The 20380-nt window shown below is 53.8% G+C and carries 16 protein-coding genes; 2 read left to right on the forward strand and 14 right to left on the reverse strand.

The genetic code is table 11. From position 1 onward, the window contains the following. Positions 1 to 43 precede the first annotated feature (43 nt). The 6 genes from glgP to asd form a co-directional block, all read right to left on the reverse strand. Positions 44 to 2491, reverse strand: coding sequence for a glycogen phosphorylase (gene glgP / locus AC1DUO_RS04705; protein ID WP_013573554.1), 2448 nt, complete (start codon positions 2489 to 2491; stop codon positions 44 to 46). 37 nt (positions 2492 to 2528) lie between these two features. After that, complete coding sequence (gene glgA, locus AC1DUO_RS04710) at positions 2529 to 3965, reverse strand: glycogen synthase GlgA (protein ID WP_013573553.1); 1437 nt, start codon at positions 3963 to 3965, stop codon at positions 2529 to 2531. 71 nt (positions 3966 to 4036) lie between these two features. After that, entirely contained in the window at positions 4037 to 5314 is a 1278-nt protein-coding gene (gene glgC, locus AC1DUO_RS04715; protein ID WP_013573552.1) for a glucose-1-phosphate adenylyltransferase, read from the reverse strand. Positions 5315 to 5331: 17 nt separating this feature from the next. Then, positions 5332 to 7356, reverse strand: a complete 2025-nt coding sequence (glgX, locus tag AC1DUO_RS04720) for a glycogen debranching protein GlgX (RefSeq protein ID WP_112151943.1) — start codon at positions 7354 to 7356, stop codon at positions 5332 to 5334. Then, positions 7356 to 9539 carry a 1,4-alpha-glucan branching protein GlgB gene (gene glgB, locus AC1DUO_RS04725; RefSeq protein WP_119261102.1) on the reverse strand — a complete coding sequence of 728 codons (2184 nt, stop codon included), beginning with the start codon at positions 9537 to 9539 and terminating at the stop codon, positions 7356 to 7358. The genes glgX and glgB overlap by 1 nt, the downstream gene beginning before the upstream one ends. A gap of 412 nt (positions 9540 to 9951) precedes the next feature. Further along, positions 9952 to 11055, reverse strand: coding sequence for an aspartate-semialdehyde dehydrogenase (asd, locus tag AC1DUO_RS04730; RefSeq protein ID WP_013573549.1), 1104 nt, complete (start codon positions 11053 to 11055; stop codon positions 9952 to 9954). A gap of 210 nt (positions 11056 to 11265) precedes the next feature. Here asd and AC1DUO_RS04735 point away from each other — a divergent pair, with 210 nt between their 5' ends. After that, a complete protein-coding gene (locus AC1DUO_RS04735; protein ID WP_013573548.1) occupies positions 11266 to 11859 on the forward strand; it encodes a YhgN family NAAT transporter in 594 nt (197 codons plus the stop codon). A 54-nt stretch (positions 11860 to 11913) separates the two neighbouring features. Here AC1DUO_RS04735 and nadS read toward each other — a convergent pair whose 3' ends face one another. From nadS to gntT, 3 genes are all read right to left on the reverse strand, one after another. Further along, a complete protein-coding gene (nadS, locus tag AC1DUO_RS04740; RefSeq protein WP_013573547.1) occupies positions 11914 to 12204 on the reverse strand; it encodes a NadS family protein in 291 nt (96 codons plus the stop codon). A 15-nt stretch (positions 12205 to 12219) separates the two neighbouring features. Next, the gene (locus AC1DUO_RS04745; protein ID WP_014411485.1) at positions 12220 to 12543 is read right to left on the reverse strand and encodes a type II toxin-antitoxin system RelE/ParE family toxin; all 324 of its coding nucleotides are present in this window, start codon (positions 12541 to 12543) and stop codon (positions 12220 to 12222) included. Between the two features lie 131 nt (positions 12544 to 12674). Beyond that, positions 12675 to 13991 (reverse strand): gluconate transporter, encoded by a 1317-nt coding sequence (gntT, locus tag AC1DUO_RS04750; RefSeq protein ID WP_013573545.1) that lies wholly within the window; start codon positions 13989 to 13991, stop codon positions 12675 to 12677. Between the two features lie 246 nt (positions 13992 to 14237). Here gntT and AC1DUO_RS04755 point away from each other — a divergent pair, with 246 nt between their 5' ends. Then, positions 14238 to 14753, forward strand: coding sequence for a gluconokinase (locus AC1DUO_RS04755; RefSeq protein ID WP_013573544.1), 516 nt, complete (start codon positions 14238 to 14240; stop codon positions 14751 to 14753). Positions 14754 to 14897: 144 nt separating this feature from the next. Here AC1DUO_RS04755 and gntR read toward each other — a convergent pair whose 3' ends face one another. The 5 genes from gntR to AC1DUO_RS04780 form a co-directional block, all read right to left on the reverse strand. Beyond that, positions 14898 to 15893: a gluconate operon transcriptional repressor GntR gene (gene gntR, locus AC1DUO_RS04760; RefSeq protein WP_014411484.1), complete on the reverse strand. Its 996-nt coding sequence runs from the start codon at positions 15891 to 15893 to the stop codon at positions 14898 to 14900. A gap of 105 nt (positions 15894 to 15998) precedes the next feature. Beyond that, positions 15999 to 16916, reverse strand: a complete 918-nt coding sequence (locus AC1DUO_RS04765; RefSeq protein WP_119261101.1) for a LacI family DNA-binding transcriptional regulator — start codon at positions 16914 to 16916, stop codon at positions 15999 to 16001. Positions 16917 to 16929: 13 nt separating this feature from the next. Continuing rightward, a complete protein-coding gene (locus tag AC1DUO_RS04770; protein ID WP_112197405.1) occupies positions 16930 to 18312 on the reverse strand; it encodes a glycoside hydrolase family 1 protein in 1383 nt (460 codons plus the stop codon). A 43-nt stretch (positions 18313 to 18355) separates the two neighbouring features. After that, the gene (locus AC1DUO_RS04775) at positions 18356 to 19684 is read right to left on the reverse strand and encodes a PTS cellobiose transporter subunit IIC (protein ID WP_013573540.1); all 1329 of its coding nucleotides are present in this window, start codon (positions 19682 to 19684) and stop codon (positions 18356 to 18358) included. After that, positions 19681 to 20004, reverse strand: coding sequence for a PTS sugar transporter subunit IIB (locus AC1DUO_RS04780; RefSeq protein WP_013573539.1), 324 nt, complete (start codon positions 20002 to 20004; stop codon positions 19681 to 19683). Before AC1DUO_RS04780 ends, AC1DUO_RS04775 begins: the two co-directional genes overlap by 4 nt. Positions 20005 to 20380: the final 376 nt, after the last annotated feature.

Below are 20380 nucleotides of genomic sequence, written 5' to 3' on the forward strand. Positions count from 1 at the left end.
CCCCACCCCAACCCTCCCCTTCGCAGGGGAGGGAGCGACTCCTCTACAACTTCACCGGCTTAATGTTCCAGATCTCATCGGCGTATTCCTGAATGGTACGGTCCGAGGAGAAATAGCCCATGTTGGCGATGTTATGCAGCGTGCGGCGCGTCCATTCTTCCGGCAGTTTATACAGCTCATCGACTTTATCCTGCGTATCGACATAACTGCGGTAATCCGCCAGCACCTGATAGTGATCGCCGAGATTGACCAGCGTATCGAACAGGTTGGTGTAGCGCTTCGGCTCGCCTGGGCTGAAGCCCCCGGTGGCGATTTGCGTCAGCACCTGATGCAGCTCAGCGTCCTGCTCGAAGTAAGTATGCGGGTTGTAGCCTTTGCGGCGTAATTCCTCGACCTGCGGCGTGGTATTGCCAAAGATAAAGATATTCTCCTCGCCCACGTGTTCAAGCATTTCAACGTTGGCACCGTCAAGCGTACCGATAGTCAGCGCGCCATTGAGAGCAAATTTCATGTTACTGGTGCCGGAGGCTTCGGTACCGGCCAGAGAGATTTGCTCGGAAAGATCTGCCGCCGGAATGATCAGTTGCGCCAGGCTGACACTGTAGTTCGGAATGAAAACGATCTTCAGCTTGTTGCCAATACGCGGATCGTTGTTGATCACCGCCGCCACATCGTTGATCAGCCGGATGATCTGCTTCGCCGCATAATACGCCGAGGCCGCTTTGCCGGCGAAAATCACTGTGCGTGGCACCCATTCGGCGTCTGGCTCTTCGAGAATGCGGTTATAACGGGTGATGACGTGCAGCACATTCATTAGCTGACGTTTATATTCGTGGATACGCTTAATCTGCACGTCGAACAGGCTTTTCGGATCCACCACAATATTCAGCTTCTGGGCGATATACAGCGCCAGCCGCTTTTTGTTGTCCAGCTTGGCCTTGCGGATTGCCTGCAGGAAGCTCAGGTAATCCAGATTCTGTTTCAGTTCCGCCAGCTGGCTGAGATCAGAACGCCAGGTCTGGCCGATGGCATCGTCAATTACCGCTGACAGCGGTTTGTTGGCCAGTGCCAGCCAGCGGCGCGGCGTCACGCCGTTGGTTTTATTACAGAAACGGTCCGGATAAATACGGGCGAAATCAGCAAACAACGACTGCACCATCAGCTCGGAATGCAGCTCAGACACACCGTTAACTTTGTGGCTGGCGATGACCGCAAGCCATGCCATCCGCACTTTGCGGCCATTGCCTTCATCGATAATCGAAACGCGTGACAGCAGGCCGTTATCGTTGGGTATTTTCTCCGCCACTTCTTTGAGGAAGTGATCGTTAATCTGGAAAATAATCTCCAGATGACGCGGCAGGATTTTGCCGATCATGTCTACCGGCCAGGTTTCCAGCGCTTCGCTCATCAGCGTGTGGTTGGTGTAAGAGAACACGCTGCATACGGTTTGCCACGCGGCTTGCCACTCGAATTTATGCTCGTCGATTAACAGGCGCATCAGCTCAGGGATCGACAATACCGGGTGCGTGTCGTTGAGGTGGATGGCGATTTTATCGGCCAGATTGTCGTAAGTATGGTGCGTGGTGTAATGCCGGTTGAGAATATCCTGCACGGTCGCCGACACCAGAAAATATTCCTGACGCAACCGCAGCTCGCGGCCAGAATAAGTTGAGTCATCGGGATACAACACGCGGGACACGTTCTCAGAATGGTTTTTATCTTCCACCGCCGCGAAGTAATCGCCCTGATTAAATTTCCCCAGATTGATTTCGTTACTGGCCTGCGCGCCCCACAAGCGCAGCGTGTTGGTCGCGTCGGTGTCGTAGCCGGGAATGACCTGATCATAGGCGCAGGCGATGACCTCCTCGGTTTCCAGCCAGCGGGTTTTGATGCCTTCATGCTGCACCCGTCCGCCGAAACGCACTTTATAACGGGTATTGTAACGCTGGAATTCCCACGGGTTACCGTATTCCAGCCAGTAATCCGGCGCTTCTTTTTGCTCACCGTTGATGATGCTTTGCGCAAACATACCGTATTCATACCGGATGCCGTAACCGCGCCCCGGCAGCGCCAGCGTCGCCAGCGAATCAAGGAAACAGGCCGCCAGTCGTCCGAGTCCGCCGTTGCCTAAACCAGGGTCATTTTCTTCACCGATCAGTTCTTCGAGATCAAAGCCCATTTCATCAAGCGCGCTTTTCAGGTCGTCGTAAATACCCATCGCCAGCAACGCATTGGAAAGCGTCCGTCCAATCAGAAACTCCATCGACAGGTAATAAACCTGCCGGACGTCCTGTGAGGTTTGCGCCCGGTTAGAACGCAACCAGCGTTCCACCATGCGATCGCGCACCGCAAACAATGTGGCGTTCAGCCAGTCGTGTTGTGTCGCAATAGACGGATCTTTGCCGATGATAAACATCAGTTTATAGGCAATAGAATGCTTAAGCGCTTCGACACTGACTGTCGGTGAGTTGTAATTAAACGGTGAAGTCATAGCGTTACATTCCCGATCAAGTTAGCTACGTTCAGGGTCAGGACAGCAGGCGGTTATACAGGGTGATATATTCCTGCGCAGCCACCTTCCAGCCAAAATCAATACCCATGGCGTGTTGTTGGACGTGTCGCCAGTGTTTCGGTCGGCTCCACAAAACAAATGCCCGGCGGATCGCATTTCCCAGCGATTTCCCCGTTGCTTCTTCAAAGACAAAACCACTGGCTGTTCCGTCGGCCAGATTTTCCAGTGCACAATCGACCACCGTGTCGGCCAGCCCGCCGGTGCGGCGCACCAGCGGCAACGTACCGTATTTGAGGCCATATAATTGGGTTAATCCGCAAGGCTCAAAACGGCTCGGCACCATAATGACATCCGCCCCGCCGATAATGCGATGGGAAAACGCTTCGTGATAGCCGAGCTGCACGCCGACCTGGCCAGGGTTGTCCGCCGCGGCTGCCAGAAATGCCTGTTGCAGCACCGCGTCACCCGCGCCCAGCAGCGCCAGCTGACCGCCGCGTTCGAGTAAATCCGGCAAGGCTTCCAGCACCAGATCCAGCCCTTTCTGGCTGGTCAGGCGACTGACGACAGCAAATACCAGCCGCGAATCATCCACATCCAGCCCCATCGCCCGTTGCAGATAGGCTTTATTGACCGCTTTCGAGCGTAAATCCTCCGCGTCGTAACGCGCTGACAGCAGCACGTCATCACGCGGCTGCCAGATAGCATCATCGACGCCGTTAAGGATCCCCGTCAGCCGCCCTTGCATTTCACGTTCCAGCAGCAGCGATTCCATGCCATAGCCAAATTCCGGACGGGTGATTTCTTTCGCGTACGTTGGGCTGACGGTGGTCACGTGGTCGGAATAGAACAGACCGGCTTTCAGGAAAGATATCTGGCCGTAGAATTCCAGCCCGTGCATCTGAAAGAACTCGCGCGGGATATACAGCTCATCGAGATGATGCGCGCCAAACAATCCCTGAAACGCCAGATTATGTACGGTGAAAACCGTCCGCACCGGCGCATTACGGGCGCGGATATACGCGGAACATAGACCGGCGTGCCAGTCATGAGAGTGGACGATATCGGGTTGCCAGTGTGGATCGAAATTCAGTGCCAGTTCGCAGGCCATCCAGCTCAGCAACGCAAAGCGCAGATGGTTATCCGGATAGGCAAACGACGATTGATCGTGATACGGGCTGCCGGGACGGTCATACAATCCCGGCACATCAATCAGATAAATACCCACGCCATCAAAGTAACCCAGTGAAAGGGTGACATGCCCGGCAAAAGTTGCCAGCGTGCCAATCACCTGTGTTTCCCCCAGTCCTTTTTTGACGTCAGGGAAAGCCGGAATGAGCACGCGGACATCCGCGCCTTCCGCAATCTGAGCGGCGGGTAATGCACCGGCGACATCCGCAAGGCCGCCCGTTTTTAACAGCGGAAACAGCTCAGAACAAACATGTAAAACCTGCATTCGCGCTCCTGATTATCCCGGTCATCCCGGCGTTCACCGGGATGACGAAAAGTCGTACTTCTATCGTCTGTTTATAGTTTCGCCAGCATTGCGCGGGTCACCAGCACCACGCCACCTTCCGAACGGTAGAAACGGCGGCTGTCTTCATCGGCATTCTCACCAATCACCATGCCTTCAGGGATCTGACAAGCGCGGTCAATGACGCATTTGCGCAGACGGCATGAACGCCCCACATTCACATCCGGCAGGATGATGGCCGAATCGATATTGCAGAAAGAGTTGACGCGTACCCGCGGGAACAGCACGGAATGCACCACCACCGAACCGGAAACAATCACGCCACCGGCCACCAGCGAATTCATGGTCATGCCGTGGCTGCCTGAGCGATCCTGTACAAATTTGGCGGGCGGAAGCGGCTCCATGTGGGTACGGATCGGCCAGTCGCGGTCGTACATATCCAGTTCCGGCGTGACAGAAGCCAGATCCAGATTAGCGCGCCAGTAGGCATCGAGCGTGCCGACATCACGCCAGTACGGCGGCGCTTCATCGTTTTGCGTGACGCAGGAAAGACCAAACGGATGCGCGCGGGCGACGCCCTGACGGGTCAGTTTCGGGATCAGGTCTTTGCCGAAATCGTGGCTCGACTCTTCACTCGCCATGTCTTCTTCGAGCATGCGAAACAGATAGTCTGCATTAAAAATGTAGATGCCCATGCTCGCCAGCGCCATATCGGGATTGCCGGGCATCGGCGGCGGGTCTTTGGGTTTTTCGACGAAACTGGTGATGTGATAATCCTCAGTGACGCCGATAACACCGAATTCACTGGCCTCGGTGCGCGGCACTTCCAGGCAGGCGACGGTACATTCACCGCCCTTCTGCACGTGGTCGATCAGCATCCGCGAGTAGTCCATCTTGTAGATATGATCACCCGCCAGGATCACCACAAACTCGGCGTTATAGCGGCGGATGATATCCAGATTCTGATAAACCGCATCGGCGGTACCTTTGTACCAGTGCTCGGTGCTGTGGCGTTGCTGCGCCGGAAGTAAATCCACGAATTCGTTCATTTCTTCGTTAAGGAAAGACCAGCCGCGCTGGATATGCTGAACCAGCGTGTGTGACTGATATTGTGTAATCACGCCGATGCGACGAATGCCGGAGTTCAGGCAATTTGACAGGGCGAAATCAATGATGCGGAATTTTCCGCCAAAGTGAACGGCGGGTTTTGCCCGGGTTGCGGTTAAATCTTTCAGTCTTGAACCACGGCCCCCGGCAAGGATTAATGCCACGGATTTCAGCGGCAACTGCCTTGCCAGCATGACCGGGTCCCGGTTATCTAATGTCGCCATATCTGACTCCTTTGTTTTTATAATGACCGGCTCTGTGAAGTGAAATCTTGTAGGACACAGAGGGTTTTTGCTGCTGCCCGCCATTGCGAGCCTTCCATGACACGCCGGGGTTCCTCATCAAAAAGCACGCTGTTGAACGGTGCCACTGGCTGCCAGTTTCCCGGCGGCAGGTGCAAATCCACCTCGTGCAGCGAGGCATTAACGATAACCAACCAGCGCTGTGACAGGCAGATTTGCAGCCACTGCTGCGGCCCCTGCTCCCAGTCGCCGGGGCTCATCGGTTGCCCCTGTTGATTCAGCCATTGCACGTCATCGCTGCCTTCCTGCCACCAGCGGTTTTGCGTCAGTGCCGGAATTTTCCGGCGCAACGCAATCAGCGCGCAGGTATAGGCTGTCAGGCTTTCATCGGCGTTCTCCCAGTCAAGCCAGGTCAGCGGATTGTCCTGACAGTAGGCATTGTTGTTGCCCGACTGGCTGTTGCCGAGTTCATCACCGGCCAGCAACATCGGCGTGCCCTGTGACAAACAGAGCGTCGCCAGCAAGGCACGCTGGCTGAGACGGCGCTGCTGTAATACGCCTTCAGACGCCGCAAGCCCTTCTTCACCGTGGTTTTGGCTGAAATTTTCGTTATGGCCGTCGCGATTTTCTTCACCGTTGGCCTGGTTATGTTTCTGGTTAAAACTGACGAGATCGCGCAACGTGAAGCCGTCGTGCGCCGTCAGCATGTTGATGCAGGCGTAAGGCTCACGCTGCGCGGGGTTGAACTTGTCGGCGGAGGCGGCAAAACGCCCGGCAAACTGCCCCAGAGAAAGATCGCCATGCAGCCAGAACTGGCGCATATCGTCGCGCCACACATCACTCCATTCGGCAAAGGGTGCGGGGAAATTTCCGAGCTGATAGCCCCCGGCCCCGATATCCCACGGCTCGGCAATCAGTTTGATTTTCGAGAGGATGTCATCGTGTTTAATGGCCAGGAACAACGGCGATTGTGCGGTGAATTCCGGCGTTCTGCCGAGAACTGTCGCTAAATCAAAACGGAAGCCGTCAACATGACATTCACGTACCCAGTAATGCAGGCAATCGAGGGTCCAGGCGATCATGTCCTCGTCCATCAGCCGTATCGTGTTGCCGCAGCCGGTCATGTTGTTGTCGGAACCGTCGTCGTTAAGCCAGTACCCGCTGGCGTTATCAATGCCACGAAACGAAATAAACGGCCCGTCGATATCCAGCTCAGCGCTGTGGTTGAACACCACATCGAGGATCACTTCAATACCCGCCTGATGCAGTGCTTTAACCGCCGATTTAAATTCATTCAGCGCCGATACACCGCCCAGCCCGCTGGCGTAACGCGGTTCAACCGCGCACGGTGCCAGCACGTTGTAGCCCCAGTAATTACTCAGTCCAAGGTGTTGCAGGCGTGGTTCGTCGGCATGATGCTGCACCGGCAAAAGTTCTATCGCGGTGACGCCCAGATGCTGCAAATATTCAAGCATCACCGGATGCGCCAGCCCGGCATAGGTGCCGCGAAGGGCTGCCGGAATATGGGGATGCTGGCGAGTGAGGCCGCGCACATGCGCCTCGTAAATCACCGTTTCACCCCAGGGTTTCGCGGGCGGTTGATCATCACCCCAGTCGAAATTTCCGGCGACCACCACGGATTTCGGCGCAACCACGGCGCTGTCTTTATCGTCGGGCGCATCGGTGCCGCCGGTGAACCGTGCGTTGTCGAGCAGTACGCCGTCAATCGCACGTGCGCTCGGGTCGATCAGCACTTTCTTCGGGTTAAACCGGTGACCCTTTTTCGGGTCGAACGGTCCGTAAACCCGGTAGCCGTAGCGTTGTCCGGCTTTCAGCCCCGGCACAAATCCATGCCAGAGATGGCCGGTGCGCCCGGTCAAAGGCAAATGTTGCTCGCTGCCGGTCTCATCAAAAAGACAGAGTTCCACTTTTTCCGCATGTGCAGAGTACAGGCAAAAATTGACGCCACTATCTCTGAGATGCGCACCAAAAGGTGCGGGCAGACCGGGACCGAGCTGTTTCATTACGCCTCCCTTCGCAAATAAACCGTCGCCAGCGGCGGAATAGTCACGCTGATCGAATGGTCACGCTGATGATGGCCAATATTTTCACTGTAAATATCGCAGCCGTTGCCGACATTACTGCCACGGTAGAAATGCGAATCGGTATTGAGGATTTCGTGATAACGCCCAGGCTGACTGATGCCTATGCGATAATGCTCACGCGGAACCGGCGTAAAGTTACTGATGACGATCACTTCACCGCCATTTTCGTCACGGCGGGCAAAGGCGAAAATCGAGTTTTCGTGATCGTCGACCACCAGCCATTCGAAACCGCGCGGGTTGTAATCGAGCTCATACAACGGCGCATTGGCCTGATAGGTCTGGTTCAGGTCGCGTACCAGATGTTGTACGCCGCTGTGCCAGCCGCTTGGATCGTCAAGCAGATGCCAGTCGAGGCTGGCGTCAAAATTCCACTCACGCCCCTGCGCAAATTCATTGCCCATAAACAGCAGTTTCTTGCCCGGATGTGCCCACATAAAGCCGTAGTAAGCGCGCAGGTTGGCGAACTTCTGCCACACATCGCCGGGCATTTTATCCAGCAAGGATTTTTTACCGTGTACCACTTCGTCGTGGGACAGCGGCAATATGAAGTTCTCGCTGTAAGCGTAAAGCACGCCGAATGTCATGAGGTTGTGATGATATTTGCGGTGAACCGGATCAAGCTGCATATAGGTCAGGGAATCGTGCATCCAGCCCATATTCCACTTGTAATGGAAACCCAGCCCGTTAGCATCCGGCGGCATGGTGACGCCGGGATAATCGGTCGATTCTTCCGCCAGCGTCACCGCACCGCCGAGTTCACGACCAATGGTCTGGTTGGTGTATTTCAGGAAGGAAATGGCTTCGAGGTTTTCGCGGCCACCGTAATAATTCGGGATCCACTCCCCGGCTTTACGGCTGTAATCGCGGTAAATCATGGAAGCCACCGCATCGACACGCAGGCCGTCAATGCCAAACCGTTCAATCCAGTAAAAACCATTGCCTGCCAGATAGTTACGCACTTCATGGCGGCCATAGTTATAAATCAGCGTGTTCCAGTCCTGATGATAACCTTCACGGGGATCGGCATATTCGTACAGCGCGGTGCCGTCAAACTGCGCTAAACCATAGGTGTCGCTCGGAAAATGTCCCGGCACCCAGTCGAGAATGACGTTCAGCCCGGCGTTATGCGCGGCCTCGACAAAGGCTTTGAATTCCATCGGCGTGCCGAAACGACGGGTCGGCGCATACATGCCAAGCGGCTGATAACCCCAGCTCCCGTCGAACGGATGTTCGTTGACCGGCATCAGTTCGATGTGCGTAAAACCCATCCATTTGGCATATGAGACTAATTGCTCGGCCAGTTCACCATAGCTGAGCCAGAAATTATCATCGGTATGACGACGCCAGGAACCCAGGTGCACTTCATACACGGAAACCGGCTGATTCAGCGCATTGGCTTTCTTTCGGCTTTCTGAATGCGGCACAACATCCGGTAATTTACGCACGCACGAGGCAGTATCCGGACGCATCTGCGCCTCAAAAGCATAAGGGTCGGCGCGCAGGCTGACATGCCCGCGGCAGTCGATAATTTCGAATTTATACAGTTGACCTTCGCGGACGGCGGGAATGAAGAGTTCCCAGATACCATTTTCACGGCGCTGGCGCATCGGGTGTCGGCGGCCGTCCCAGAAGTTGAATTCACCCACGACGGAAACCCGCGTGGCGTTCGGTGCCCAGACGGCAAAACTGACACCCTCGACGTCATCCAGCGTTTGCAGATGTGCGCCGAGTTTTTCGTATGGCCGCAGGTGCGTGCCTTCTGCCAGCAACCAGATATCCAGTTCCTGCAACAATGTGCCGAACCGGTACGGATCGTCAATCACATGCAGATTCTCGCCCCAGCGGACTTCCAGCTTGTAACGAAAGGCATTTTTACGCCGCGGGATCAGGCCGACAAAGAAACCGCGATCATCGTAACGACGCAGTTCCGCCACCTGTTTACCTTTTTCTACATCAATAACCCAGACCTGATCCGCATCCGGCAACAGGGCACGCACTTCCAGCCCGGCGGCCACAGAATGCATACCCAAAAGAGAAAAAGGATCAGCGTAGTGGCCAGATATAATTTGGTTAATGACGTGCTGATCGGGAAGTACAGACATGTATTTCGTCCTATGATTAATTAAATCAATAAATCCAATAAAATCATTCAGGTATTCAATACGAAACGTGATCCCAGTGTGCTCCCCTTTTTATCGCCGCTTTGTGATCCGGCTGTGTTTCGGTTTTGCCAAAAAGTGCGCGATGACGCTTACGCTCACAATTTCCAAATAAGTGCTTATTTCAGCTTCTCAAAGAGGCATAGCTCTTCTACTAAGCATAGACAAAGGTTCGAAAAATCAGCGGGAAGAAACCGATGAATTTTTCGCAAAATGAAATACAGAGAGTTGCGCTGGAAAAAGGCAGATAAACGGTGAAGTGATTGATGACAGAATCAAAAACGGGACACCGTGCTGGTGTCCCGCAGGGAAATCTTTACAAAGAAAACAGGGCAGTTTTCAATATTGCATCGCGTTAGAGAAGAATACGCAGCATGCGGCGTAAAGGCTCTGCCGCGCCCCACAGCAGCTGATCACCCACGGTGAATGCAGACAGATATTGCGGGCCCATATTCAGTTTACGCAGACGGCCGACCGGTGTGTTCATGGTGCCGGTGACAGCCGCTGGCGTCAGTTCACGCATCGACAGTTCGCGGTCATTTGGGATCACGCGAACCCAGTCATTATGCGAAGCCAGCATCTGTTCGATTTCCGGAATTGACACGTCTTGTTTCAATTTCAGCGTGAAAGCCTGGCTGTGACAACGCAGCGCGCCGATACGAACACACAGGCCATCCACCGGAATAATGCTGGAAGTGCCGAGAATTTTGTTGGTTTCCGCCTGACCTTTCCATTCTTCTTTGGTCTGGCCGTTATCGAGCTGTTTGTCGATCCACGGGATCAGACCGCCCGCCAGCGGAACACCGAAATTATCGGTTGGCAACGTACCGCTGCGGGTCAGCGCGGTCACTTTACGTTCGATGTCCAGAATGGCGGAAGCCGGGTTTTCCAGCTCTTTCGCCACGCTGCTATGCAGCATACCCATCTGGGTCAGCAGTTCACGCATGTGACGCGCTCCGCCGCCGGAAGCTGCCTGGTACGTGGCAACAGACGCCCACTCGATCAGGTCATTCGCAAACAGGCCGCCGAGCGACATCAGCATCAGGCTGACGGTGCAGTTACCGCCCACAAAGGTTTTAATGCCTTTGTCGATGCCCTGATGGATCACTGCGCTGTTCACCGGGTCAAGGATGATTATCGCGTCATCTTCCATTCTCAGAGAGGATGCTGCGTCAATCCAGTAGCCAGACCAACCGATTTCACGCAGCTTAGGATAGATTTCATTGGTATAATCGCCGCCCTGACAGGTGATGATAATGTCCAGCGCGCTCAGAGCGTCCAGATCATAGGCATCCTGCAAGGTTCCGGACTGACCCGTGAAAGAAGGCGCGGCCTGACCGTGCTGAGAGGTGGAGAAGAATACCGGACGGATAGCGTCGAAATCGCGTTCTTCAATCATGCGTTGCATGAGTACAGAACCGACCATCCCGCGCCAGCCAACGAAACCTACATTTTTCATAATATCTGTCCTGCCCTGAGGGTGATAACTGCTTAAAACGGCTTGAACGCGCGTTTGCACTAAGTTAGTGCCTGTTTTGATGCACTGTGCCCCGTTAACGCGCTGGTCTACCACCTTACAAAATGTAGTAGAAGTGGCAAGTGAATTTAATCAATAGTGCAGCTTTTAATAGCAGCGCAACTTATAACAGGCATTTTTTCTGAGGTAGTCATGACCGAAATGATTTCAGCAACCATTTTGCTGTTTTTAATTATGGATCCGCTGGGCAACTTACCGATTTTTATGTCGGTTTTAAAACATCTCGACCCGAAACGTCGCCGGGTCGTGTTAATCCGCGAAATGCTGATCGCACTGATCCTGATGCTGATTTTCCTGTTCGCCGGGGAAAAAATCCTGTCGTTCCTGAATTTACGTACCGAAACCGTGTCGATTTCCGGCGGTATTATTCTGTTCCTGATTGCTATCAAAATGATTTTCCCGTCAGAAGAGAAAAGCAGCAGCGGCCTGCCAGCCGGTGAGGAACCCTTCCTCGTACCGATGGCCATCCCGCTGGTTGCTGGCCCGTCGATTCTCGCGACGCTGATGCTGCTTTCGCACCAGTATCCGAATCAGATGAGTCATCTCACGCTGGCGCTGTTTATCGCCTGGGGCATGTCGATGGCGATCCTTCTGCTGTCGAACTTGTTCCTGCGCCTGCTCGGCGACAAAGGCGTCAGCGCCCTCGAACGCCTGATGGGCCTGATTCTGGTGATGCTCTCAACACAGATGTTCCTTGATGGGATCAGGGCGTATCTGAAGATTTAGCAGCAGAAAAAACGAAAAAGGCGAGCCACGCGTCTCGCCTTTTTTACATCTGTTTTAAATCGTTTTAAGCGTCTGGATAATTTGCGGATTCAGTTCGAGCATTTTCAATAATTTCAGCGCAGCGCCATTCGGCAAACGCTTTTGTTGTTCCCACGCCTGCACCAGCGAAGGAGATACACCGAGCAGTCGGGCAAATTCATCCTGCTTAATTCCCGCCTTTGTACGGATTTGTTTTACTTCGGGCATGGCAACACGCGTGATATGCGCAGGTGTCATTTCGCCTTTATGGATAGCGACCATCTCTTCAGCGGATTGTCGCAATTCTTCAAAGAATTCTTTCGTCATGGTCTATCTCCTGTGTCACGACAGACTTCGTACAATGTTTTTCAAAATCAATTTTTCGCTTTCCGTCAGTGAGTCTTTCTCACTCTTCGGATAAACCAGCAGCATGAAAATCTGACCGTCAGCGCACAGGTAATAATAAATCGCCCGCACACCCGCACTTTTTCCACGCCTTTGATGACCCCAGCGGATTTTTCTGCATCCACCTGTGCCGACAATCAAAGCCCCTGCGTCGGGATAATGGGTGAGGTATTCCTGAAACTGGCGATATTCCTCCTCAGTCAGCAGCTCTTTGCATTTGCGRCTAAAGGTCGGGGTTTCGATAAACTCCAGATATTCCATATGACTCATTCCATGACTCAAGATGGCTGAATAATACTCTCACAGGGTAAGAGTTCAACGCGAGGTTTTTCTCGTCAGAAACGAAAAAGGCGAGCCACGCGGCTCGCCTTTTATATGCTAACAATTTGTCGTCAGACGACCATCGACAACAGCAGACATCCCGCCAGACCGCACAGGGAAATGATGGTTTCCAGCACAGACCAGGATTTGAAGGTTTCGACAATGCTCAGGTTGAAATATTCCTTGAACAACCAGAAGCCCGGATCGTTGACGTGCGAGAAAATCACGCTGCCGGAACCGACGGCGATCACCATCAGTTCAGGGCTGACGCCCGTGGTGGCGATCAGTGGCGCGGCAATACCGCCCGCAGTAATCGCTGCCACGGTAGCAGACCCCAATGCGATACGCAGAACCGCCGCAATGGACCAGGCCAGCAGGATTGGCGAGAGCGTGCTGCCGTCCATCAGAGCTGCAATGTATTTTTCAATACCGCTGTCCACCAGCACCTGTTTAAACGCACCGCCGCCGCCGATGATTAACAACATCATCGCGATGATTTTGATGGAATCGGTCACAGTTGCCATCACATCTTCCATCTTACGGCCACGGTTCAGACCGAAAGTGAAGATAGCGATCAGCACCGCAATCAGCGTTGCCATCACCGGGTCGCCGAAGAATTCAGCATACGCCAGCACCGGATGCCCTTTCGGCAGGATCATTTCGCAAAGTGCGCGGAATGCCATCAGAATAACCGGCACCAGTGAAGTCGCGACGCTGACGCCAAAGCCCGGCATCTCTTCTTCCGTGAAGGTTTTCGGGTTAAACAGACCTTCAGGCACCGGTTTGTCGATACCTTTCAGGAAGCGCGCATACACCGGCCCTGCCAGAATCACCGTCGGCACCGCCAGCAGTGAACCAAACAGCAGTGTTTTACCCATATCCGCATGGAAAATCGTCGCAATCGCCGTCGGACCAGGGTGCGGAGGCAGGAACCCGTGTGTAACGGATAACGCAGCCGCCATCGGAACCCCGACATACAGCAATGGTAAACGCGCCGCCGCGGCCACAGTGAAGACCAGTGGCAACATCAGCACGAAACCGACTTCATAGAACAGGGCAAACCCGACGATGAAACCTGTCAGCACGATCGCCCACTGAATGTGCTCACGGCCAAACTTTTCGATAAGGGTGGTCGCGATACGTTGTGCGCCACCGCAATCCGCCAGCATTTTACCGAGCATGGCACCGAAGCCCATGATCAGCGCAAGACTGCCAAGCGTCCCGCCTACCCCGTTTTTGATCGAGGTGATAACCTTATCGACCGGCATTCCCTGCATAATCCCCACCGCCAGCGCGACAAGAATCAGTGCAATGAAGCCATTAAGCTTAAATCGGATCATAAGTAACAACAGCAGTGCGACACCCACCGCTACAATAACTAATGGCATATTCTTCCCCTCACGCTGTCACCCGGGTATGACTAAAAACCGGGTGAAGCATTGTTTTTAATTTTCAAGATGTTGTAGGAATTAACAGTGCTACGGGTACAGACCGCGACCGCTAAAACAGCAGTGCATTCCTTTGTGATATTAGTCACATCTCCATTTGTTACCGGTATCATGATACCGGTAACATGGTAATATTAGGACTCACTACGCAGTCAAAATGTTCATTTTGGGATAGAGATCATACTTATGGCAGGACAAAGCATCATTCTGATGGGCGTGTCAGGCAGCGGTAAATCCACCGTCGGCGCGGCACTGGCCCGTGAAATTAACGCGAAATTTATCGACGGCGATGATCTTCATCCCCGCGCCAATATTCAAAAGATGGCCAGCGGCACGCCACTGAACGACGATGACCGCGCGCCGTGGTTATTACGCCTCAACGACGCGGCTTACAGCCTGCGCCATAAAAATGAAACCGGCATCATTGTCTGTTCTGCACTGAAGCGTCGCTACCGTGACGCCCTGCGTAAAGACAACGAAGGCATGGTGTTCATCTACATGAAAGGCAGTTTTGAAGTGATCGCCGAGCGCCTTAAAGCGCGTGCCGGACATTTCATGCCGACCGATTTACTGCGCAGCCAGTTCGATGCGCTCGAAGAACCGGGCGAAGACGAACCGGATGTGTTGCGCGTGAATATCGATCACAAGTTTGAAGGTGTGGTAGATCGCTGTATCGCGGCTTTGAAGACGGTACAGAAGTAAGACTTTAAAAAGCCACAGGTGAGCCGTCGGTGGCGCAGCCAATTTGGATTCGGATGGAGCACAGGCCCCGGAGCGTACACGTAGTACGTGAGGAGGACGAGCACCACCCGGATTCAAAGTGGCAAGTAAACCAGGCTCAACAAATCAAATACTTCCACCCGCAGAAATCGTAAACCCTACATCCACCATTCTCGGCACCACTTCTTCGCCGCGAAGTCTCGCCAGCAGACGTTCGGCGGAGATTTGCCCCATTCTTTCGCGCGGTGTCAGCACGCTGGCGAGTGGTGGCTCCATCGCCTGCCCCATGTTGTGCCCATGAAAACCGGCAATCGCCATTTGTGAAGGGATTTTCAGCCCCTGGCGCTGACATTCAAAAAATGCGCCCGCCGCGAGGTCATCGTTGGTACAGAAAATACTGTCGATTTGTGGCCAGTCTTTTTGCGCCTGACGCAGTAATTCCGCGCCGCCACTGTAACTGGAAGAACGGCTGGTCATCACACTGTAAGGCTCCAGACCGGATTCACGCATCGCCTGTTCGTAACCCTGCTGTTTGATAATGGTTCGCTCATCCTGACGAGCGCCGAAATACACCACATGACGATGGCCGCGCGCGATAATTTGTTGCGTCATCTGCCGCGCGGCTTCGAAGTTGTTGAAGCCGACCGCCAGATCCACACACGGCGACACACAGTCCATCATCTCCACCACCGGAATACCGGCCACTTCAATCATCTTCAGCGTACGCGCGGTGTGATGGCGTTCGGACAAAATCAGTCCGTCGATATTGTAGGAAAGCAGTGAAGTCAGACGCTGTTCTTCGCGCTCCTGGCTGTAGCCGTAGTGCGCCAGCATGGTCTGATAACCGTGGATATCAGTCACGCTTTCGATGCCGCGCAGCACTTCCGCAAACACCTGGTTGGTCAGCGACGGCAGCAGCACACCGATGGCGCGGCTTTTAGCGTTAGAAAGAATGTCCGGTGCGCGGTTGGGGATGTAGCCCAGCTCGTCGAGCGCCGCAGAGATTTTTTCCTGCAACGCGCCGGAAACCTGTTCAGGGTTACGCAAATAACGGCTGACCGTCATTTTGGTGACGCCCACCTTGTCGGCAACATCCTGGAGTACGGGTCTTTTTTTCTTCATATTCATCAAAGAGATGGGCCGCTGAAAAGGTTAAGGGATCAGAGAGTGATGTTAGCAAACAATCGCGCAGGCGGATATCCGTTGCTGCGCGACATGAGAGGTTTATCAGGAAGGTAACGAAAGCTGGCCGCGAACCGGTGCGCTGGGATTGGCGGAGAACTGGCCGGTCAGCAGCGCCATCGCGCGTTGTGCCAGGGTTTCCAGCGGATAGGCAATCGCCGGAACAGCAGAAACGCCCGGTGGCAGCGTACTGTCGAGACTGAACACCATCACATTTTCAGGCACAGCGCGCCCGTGCAGGGCGAGCTGACGGAGTGCATCCTGCGCGGTGGCATCGTCCGGCACCAGCAACGCATTGAACGGCACGTTCTGTGCCAGCAGTTTCGTCAGCGCATCTGCGCCGCTGTGCTCCAGCCGCCGGTCGTAAGGCAGCAGGAATTTCTCCAGTGCCAGATGATATCCCTGCAAGATTTGTCCGGCGGTTTCGCTGTTTTCCGCGTTGATCAGGGCAATCTGCCGGCGCCCTTGTTTGAGCACATACTGACAGGCAGTTTCGGCGGCAAAGCTGCGGTCAAAGTGAATGCTGCGTGCTGAATCCGCATCCAGACAATCAATGGTGATCACGTTTTCCGGCAATGCCGGCAGCGGAAAGCGCGCACCGATCACAATCATCGCGTCGCACAGACCGCGGCCAATTTCAGCTACGGAATGCGTCAGGCTCGCTGCGTCGGTGGCAAAGCGCAGCAGCAGATACTTCTGATTCAGCCGCAACTCTTTTTCCAGCGCGTGGAGATAACCGGTGGACTGATTGATGTTTTCGGTCGCACAAATCACGCCGATACAACCGGTAGACTGCGTGGACAGCGACTGCGCAATCACGCTCGGTTTATATTGCAGTGTTTCCACCGCCTGCATCACAGCCAGGCGGCTTTCTTCTTTGACACCGCGGCTGCCACTCAGGACACGGGACACCGTCGCTTTCGACACCTTCGCCAGCCGCGAAACGTCGTTAATGTTTGCCATGTCTTTCCTTGTGTTAATCGAAACCGTTATTTTTAGACACCGCCGCGAACCATTCGCCGCTTTTCTTCACCGTACGCTTCTGCGTTTCCAGATCCAGCTGGATGAAACCATACCGGTTTTTATAGGCATTCATCCATGACCAGCAATCAATAAATGTCCACATGTGATAACCCAGACAACCACTGCCTTCCTGCAAGGCGCGGTGCAACCATTTCAGGTGCCCGCTGACAAACTCGATGCGGTAATCATCATCAATCCGCCCCGCCTGTTCAAAGCGCAGTTCATTTTCCACACCCATGCCGTTTTCGGAAATGAAACAGCGCGGATTACCGTAGTTTTCACGCAGATTGGTCAGAATATCGTAAATGCCCTGCTCGTAGATTTCCCAGCCACGGTGCGGGTTCATTTTACGTCCCGGCATGACATAGTTATCGAAGAACCATTCCGGCATAAACGGACTTTCCGGATTAACCATACTGTCGCGGCACTGAATACGGCGCGGCTGGTAATAGTTGATGCCGAGTAAATCCACCACACCCTGTTGCAGCAGTGCTTTATCGCCCTGCTGGCAGGCCGGAAGCTGATCGTATTTGTTCAGCAATTCCACCAGTTCCTGCGGATATTCACCGCGCAGCGCCGGATCGAGGAAGCTGCGGTTAAACATCAGGTCCGCAATGTTAGCGGCTTTCAGGTCAGCCGGATTCTGTGACCGCGGATAAGACGGCGTAAGGTTAAGAATAATGCCGATTTCACCGCCAGAATTGCGGGCGCGATAGGCCTTCACCGCCAGCGAATGGGCCAGCATAGTGTGATACGCCACGGTGGCAGCCCGTTTGAAATCCACCACGTTCGGGTAATGGAAATCATACAAATAGCCGCCTTCCACCGGCACCACCGGTTCGTTGAACGTAAACCAATGCTTCACGCGGTCACCGAACAGCTCGAAACAGGTATCGGCGTATTTTGCGTAAGCCTGCACGACGTCGCGGTTTTCCCAGCCGCCGATTTCCTGCATCGCCATCGGCATATCAAAGTGGAACAGATTGATAAACGGCTGTACGCCCTGCGCCAGCATTTCGTCGATCACCTGGTTATAAAACGTGACCGCTTCCTGATTCACTTCACCACGCCCGTTGGGGATCAAACGCGCCCAGGAAATCGAGGTGCGGAAGGTGTTGTGATTGAGCTGTTTCAGCAGCGCGATATCTTCGCGCCAGTTTTTGTAAAACGTCGAGGTATCCTGCGGACCGACGTCATTGTGAAAACGCGTCGGCTGTTGTGAATACCAGTGATCCCACACCGTCGCGCTTTTTCCGTGGCTCAGGGTTTCACCTTCCGTCTGCGGCGCTGAACTGGCACTGCCCCACCAGAATTCTTTTGGAAATGCGTATTTCATCGTCATCCTCGCTGTCCGTTAGCTTTACGTTTTTAACTGATGTTTAACTGTTTGCCGGCACGGCATTGCCCGCCGTCTGTGCCAGGGCTTTTTCCGCTTCCTGTTTCAGCAACGTACGTTCATAGGCTTTCAGGAACGGATAGTACATAACGGCTGATAACACCATACAGAACAGGCACATAATTACCGGGCTGAATGCCCAGTTTGCGGCCCATGACGCACCGATTGGCGCAGGCGTTGTCCAGGGTGTGAGCGAGACCACCTGCGCGACCCAGCCGAGTTTGGTGGCGGTGTAAGCAAAAATAGCGTTCAGCATCGGCACCAGCGTAAACGGCAGGAAGAATACCGGATTCATGATAATTGGCGTGCCAAACAGGATCGGTTCATTGATGTTAAAGAAGCTCGGCACCACCCCCATCCGGCCAATGGTGCGCAGGTGCACGGCCTTGCTGCACAGCAATAAAATCGCCAGCGGTAAGGTCGACCCCACGCCGCCAATTAACAGATAGTGATCCCAGAATCCTTGCAGATAAATGTGTGGCAATGGCGCACCGGCCTGCAACGCCGTCTGGTTGAGTGCCAGATTGGTCATCCAGAACGGGTTCATGATGCCGGTGACAATCAGCGCGCCATGAATCCCCGCAAACCACAGTACCTGACAGATAAACACTGAAATCAAAATCGCTGGCAGGGAATCCGACGCAGAAACCAGCGGTGCCAGCAAATGCATGATGGCTTCCGGAATAATCATGCCGGTGGTGGACTGAATAAACAGGTTCAGCGGGTGCAGCGTGGCGACAATCGCCACCACCGGGATCAGAATTTCAAACGAGCGCGCCACGCCGGTCGGCACTTCTTTCGGCAGGCGGATGGTGATATTGCGGCGCTTGAGCAGCGCATACACTTCGGCGGCATAAATCGCCGTCAGGATCGCGGTGAAAATGCCTTCGCCGGAGAAATACTGCGTCGAGATTTGTTTGTCATGATACGGCGCAGCCACCAGCAGAAACGCCATAAACGCCAGTAAACCGGTCATGATCGGATCAAGCTTGTAGTGTTTGCCGAGGCTTGCGCCAATGCCTACCGAAATAAAAAACGTCATCACGCCCATGCTCAGATACCACGGCAACATCAGCTGCTCGCGGTATTTCAGCGACAGATCCAGCCACCCGCGCGCAAATCCCATGGTGGTATCCGGCGAGAATGGCGGGAAAATAAAGACCAGCATGAACGAGCCGATAATCATAAAAGGCAGCGCAGCGATAAAGCCGTCGCGGATGGCGATCACATGCCGCTGCTGGCCAACGCTGCCCGCCAGGGGCGTGATGTGTTTTTCGATGACGTTAACCATCGCCTGATAAAGGCCACTCATACGCGGCTTCCTTCCTGTGCGATCAGGCCATAAGCGAAGTCGAGCACGTTGTCACCGCGCTGCATGCCGTAATCCATCATGTTGATGGTTTCGACCGGAATGTTGAATTCTGCCGCTCTGGCAGATAAATCAGCCTGCATGTAACGCACCTGAGGTCCGAGCAGTACCACCTGATAATCACGGAATTTTTCATCAAACTCGCTGGCACCGAATGCATCAATCTGCACCTCTTCTCCGCGTTCCGCCGCCACTTCTTTCATCTTGCGCACCAACAAACTGGTCGACATCCCCGCCGAACAACAAAGCATGATTCTTTTCATTTTGCTTCACTCCGAGATGATTAATGTTCTGCCCTTTTTAGCCTGTTGAGGGTATTTGAGGCTTTATGGAAACCGGTTTCCATGGCTTCAGGGAAAATGTGCGAACCTGTTCATAAAATTTCACGGTGATTGTCCGGCAATGTGAAACGTTTCACATTTTGCGCATTTTTCATTCGCGCAGTAAGAAACTCACGCTACAGGAAAAACCAGATAACAATTATCATGGAGGGATTAAATTACTCATCAGCAGGATATTTAAAACCGTCAAAAATCAAAATAAAACCTGATTAATATCACGCACTATGTGATGTTAAAAATTGATATGGAATGATTTTGTCGGTGGGAAATTAATCAATACATTGTCCGGCATTCACCG

The sequence above is a fragment of the Rahnella sp. P4_A8 genome, assembly GCF_056402435.1.